Below are 3,194 nucleotides of genomic sequence, written 5' to 3' on the forward strand. Positions count from 1 at the left end.
CGTATCCACCGGTCAGCACCGGCAACATTCATTAGCAATCCGAGGGCTCACTGTCGGAAAAAGGTTGACACATTCCGTCTTCGCCCTCGCCGTCTCGCAGTCCCCCGAGGTTGCTGCGTCGACGATGGCGACGATCTCGTCGGTATTGTCCTCACATCGTTCGAAGATATCCCGGACGATGCCCAGGCGTTCGCGCCCATAGGTGTCGAGCAACCCGTCGCCGGCCTGGCCGTGGACCACGGCGGCCGGCTTCCAGGCGAGTTTGGCGACGCTGTGCAGGCCGGTATTCAGCCCAAGCCCGCCGGCGGGCGAGAACCGTGCCGCCACATCGCCCATCAGGAAGATTCGGCCGGTGCGTCACTGCTCCGCCACTTGCGGCGTCATCATCCAGGAGCTGACGCTCAGCACTTCCACCGGCATCTCCGGTAGGCCCGAGGCGGCGCGCACCACCTCGCGGAGCGTGTCCTCGTCGTAGTCGTCCGCCGTCTCGCCCGGCTGCAGAAAGTTGGCGCATGAGCCAGAGGTCGTGGCCGTTCACCGAGACGAAGAGCTCGTGGCATTCTCCTTGAGCAGGCTGTAGAGGATCGAGCGGCGCCCCGCCAGGTGCGGCCCGTAGTCGGCACGGAAATAGACGTTCAGGAAGTGATCGCGATCGCCGGGGCCGTGCGTCGCGATACCGAACCGCTCGCGCATCCGGCTCGCCGCACCGTCCGCCGCGTTGAGCCAACGCGCGCGCAGCTCGTTCGAGGCCCCGCACTCGCGGTTCACGACGGTAGCAGTCACGCCCTCGCCGGTTTCCGCGACCTCCGTGACGCGCGCGCCGAAGCGGATGTCGGAAAGCGGCGCGGCCGCCACCGCCGCCCGGAGCACGGACTCCGTATGGGTCTGCGGGCAGTGGAAGCGTGTGCAAGGCGTCGGTGCGTCCGCCGGCTCGACGGCCGGGGAGCGGCCGAGCTCCTCGCCCACGAGGCTCGTGAGCCAGATCTGGACGGCATCGACCTCCGCCGGGAGCGCCGCCTCGCGCCTCTCCGCCAACAGGCCGAGCTGTCGGTAGATCTCGGCCGTGCGCCGGGTGATCCCCATCGCCTTCGGATACGCGGTGATGTGCGGATGCTTCTCGAGCAGAACGTTCGGCACGCCCTGGCGCTCGAGGAGAAGCGATGCCATGAGCCCGCAGGGCCCGCCCCCGATGATCACCACCTCGGTATCCATGGGCGAAACAGACTCATCCGATCACAGGTCATGCCACCTGTCAGCGAGCCTGTCGGGCGTTGTGTCGCTTCGACAGGCCCAGGTGCGACGCCACCGCCAGGGGCTTGCGACGCCCGATTCAGCCGCCTCGATGGTCAGGGGCGCGAGGCGCGTGGTGTAGCGAGGTCTACGTGAGCGACGAGCAACGCCGCGACAGCGCCCGACAGGCTCGCCCGAAGGGCGCGCTCGTGCGGCCCGGCGGTGGCGTTGCGCTCACTCGACGTGAGCCTCGCCACGCCTTCGCTCACGCGCCTTGCAGCCGAACCGCACAAGCGCTCTGACACGTGGCATGACCTGTGACCGGCTTAGTGACGCGCCAATTCGCCCGAATCAACGCCCCCCGGTAATCGCATGGCTGGCAGGTCTCGCCTGATCGTGTTCCTGTCGCGAGTTACGCTTTTTCTACCCACGGCAGGTGTCGCGAGACGGCCTCACGGCCATGGAACCGAGCACGGGAAGCGGGAGGATATGAGCGGCACGACGGACGACGCCCCCGGCAGGCAACACCACCCACTGCGCTGCTGTCGACTCGCCCCTCACGAACAAGCCGCCAACGACCACTCCCCTTCGCCACCATCATCCGACCGCCCCCGGGCACACCCGGCCACCCACTCCAACCGCGCCGCACACCGCTCCAACGCAGCCACCGACACCGCCCCCTCATCCAGCAACGCCGACAACGTCGCCTCCCAGGCAGCGTCCCGGCCACACGGCGCGCCCGCCACCGCCACGCACAGGCGGTTCAACACCGCATCCCGCTCGGTCATAATTCCCCCTCCCCCGCGTGCCGGCACATGCGGCGCAGGGCTTCGAGATTGACCATGCGGTAACGCCCGAGCTTCACCGTCGGGAGCTGGCCGCGGCTGATCATGCCGCGCACCACGTCTTCGCCAAGGCCGGAGAGATGGGCGAAGCGCTGCCTGGTCATCAGACAGACGTTCGGTTGTTCCAGGGTGGGCATTTCCATATGCTTGTCCTGCACAGCGATACACTCTATGTCACAGGGAAGGCGGGTATACGGCGTTTGAGGTAAGGGCAAACGCAGTACATGCCGCCATGGCGGGATGCCAACGATTGGCGACAGGATCAGGGAAATCAGGACCAGCATGGACATGGGCCGCACGCGCTTCGGCGAGACCATCGGTGTATCCATGCGCACACTGGAAGCGATCGAGCGCCGGGGTAGCTCCCCACGTAGCGACGTCCTCGAACCTATCGCCAGGAAGTGGCCGGAATACAGCTACTGGCTGCTCACCGGGGACACGATCCCCGAGAAGGGGCATATCAGCCCGGCTCTCGCCAAGCCCCGCGACAGCTCGACCGACAGCGTTGAAGCGTCCTGAGAGGTAAAGAGTGAGCGGTTCCATATGCTCGGCAAGCGTCCACAATCCAAGATCAACACTTAGTCACAAGTGACTACTTGTCGACTAGTGTAGTCATGAGTGACTACCTGTCAATGGGTCTAGGCGAGAAGATTCGACAGATACGCGAGGCCGAAGGCCTGACCCGGAAGGCGTTCGCCGAACGCACCGGCATCCCCAAGGACACCATCATGCGCATCGAGCAGGGCCGCAACGAGCCCAAGGGCCCGATGCTGCAGACCATCGGCCGCATGTGGCCGCAGTATGCTTATTGGTTACTGACTGACCAGACGGATGCGGCCAACGGGCACATCAGTCCGGAGTTGGCCGTAACGCCCAAGAACTTGCCTGAAGCATGAGACACAGTTCTTCCGGAAACGCACAAACAGATTCAGGTCATTGCCCATCAGGGCAATGACCTGAACCACCGGGTAGCTTTGAACGCACCGAAACCAAGGCGTGGCATAACAATGAAGCTCAGCCGCGCAGCGCTAGCTGCGTCGGATGGAGTGATGGGATGGACTCCTCCCGCCGCCTTATTCGGCATCCAAGTGCCATGCTGGAAGTGCTGCTTTCAGCAAC

Annotated in this window: 6 protein-coding genes; 2 read left to right on the top strand and 4 right to left on the bottom strand. The window is 65.1% G+C overall.

Annotated elements, in window-relative coordinates; all coding sequences use genetic code 11:
* Positions 1 to 12: 12 nt before the first annotated feature.
* The 4 genes from ACPEES_RS22965 to ACPEES_RS22980 form a co-directional block, all read right to left on the bottom strand.
* Positions 13 to 345: an FAD-dependent monooxygenase gene (locus ACPEES_RS22965; RefSeq protein ID WP_435106764.1), complete on the bottom strand. Its 333-nt coding sequence runs from the start codon at positions 343 to 345 to the stop codon at positions 13 to 15.
* A 189-nt stretch (positions 346 to 534) separates the two neighbouring features.
* On the bottom strand, positions 535 to 1,212 hold the full coding sequence (locus ACPEES_RS22970; RefSeq protein ID WP_435106755.1) for an FAD-dependent monooxygenase: 678 nt from the start codon (positions 1,210 to 1,212) through the stop codon (positions 535 to 537).
* Between the two features lie 575 nt (positions 1,213 to 1,787).
* Entirely contained in the window at positions 1,788 to 2,018 is a 231-nt protein-coding gene (locus tag ACPEES_RS22975; RefSeq protein ID WP_435106757.1) for a hypothetical protein, read from the bottom strand.
* On the bottom strand, positions 2,015 to 2,218 hold the full coding sequence (locus tag ACPEES_RS22980; protein WP_435106759.1) for a hypothetical protein: 204 nt from the start codon (positions 2,216 to 2,218) through the stop codon (positions 2,015 to 2,017). Before ACPEES_RS22980 ends, ACPEES_RS22975 begins: the two co-directional genes overlap by 4 nt.
* A gap of 139 nt (positions 2,219 to 2,357) precedes the next feature.
* Between ACPEES_RS22980 and ACPEES_RS22985 the strand changes: the two genes are divergently transcribed.
* Positions 2,358 to 2,594: a hypothetical protein gene (locus tag ACPEES_RS22985; RefSeq protein WP_435106760.1), complete on the top strand. Its 237-nt coding sequence runs from the start codon at positions 2,358 to 2,360 to the stop codon at positions 2,592 to 2,594.
* 95 nt (positions 2,595 to 2,689) lie between these two features.
* Positions 2,690 to 2,971: a helix-turn-helix domain-containing protein gene (locus ACPEES_RS22990; RefSeq protein ID WP_435106762.1), complete on the top strand. Its 282-nt coding sequence runs from the start codon at positions 2,690 to 2,692 to the stop codon at positions 2,969 to 2,971.
* Positions 2,972 to 3,194 lie beyond the last annotated feature (223 nt).

The sequence above is a fragment of the Arhodomonas sp. AD133 genome (assembly GCF_051195215.1).
Lineage (GTDB): Bacteria > Pseudomonadota > Gammaproteobacteria > Nitrococcales > Nitrococcaceae > Arhodomonas.

What these genes read in the sequence shown, in the direction of transcription:
- ACPEES_RS22970 (WP_435106755.1), bottom strand. Translation starts at nt 1,212, where the DNA reads ATGGATACCGAGGTGGTGATCATCGGGGGCGGGCCCTGCGGGCTCATG.
- ACPEES_RS22975 (WP_435106757.1), bottom strand. Translation starts at nt 2,018, where the DNA reads ATGACCGAGCGGGATGCGGTGTTGAACCGCCTGTGCGTGGCGGTGGCG.
- ACPEES_RS22980 (WP_435106759.1), bottom strand. Translation starts at nt 2,218, where the DNA reads ATGGAAATGCCCACCCTGGAACAACCGAACGTCTGTCTGATGACCAGG.
- ACPEES_RS22985 (WP_435106760.1), top strand. Translation starts at nt 2,358, where the DNA reads ATGGACATGGGCCGCACGCGCTTCGGCGAGACCATCGGTGTATCCATG.
- ACPEES_RS22990 (WP_435106762.1), top strand. Translation starts at nt 2,690, where the DNA reads ATGAGTGACTACCTGTCAATGGGTCTAGGCGAGAAGATTCGACAGATA.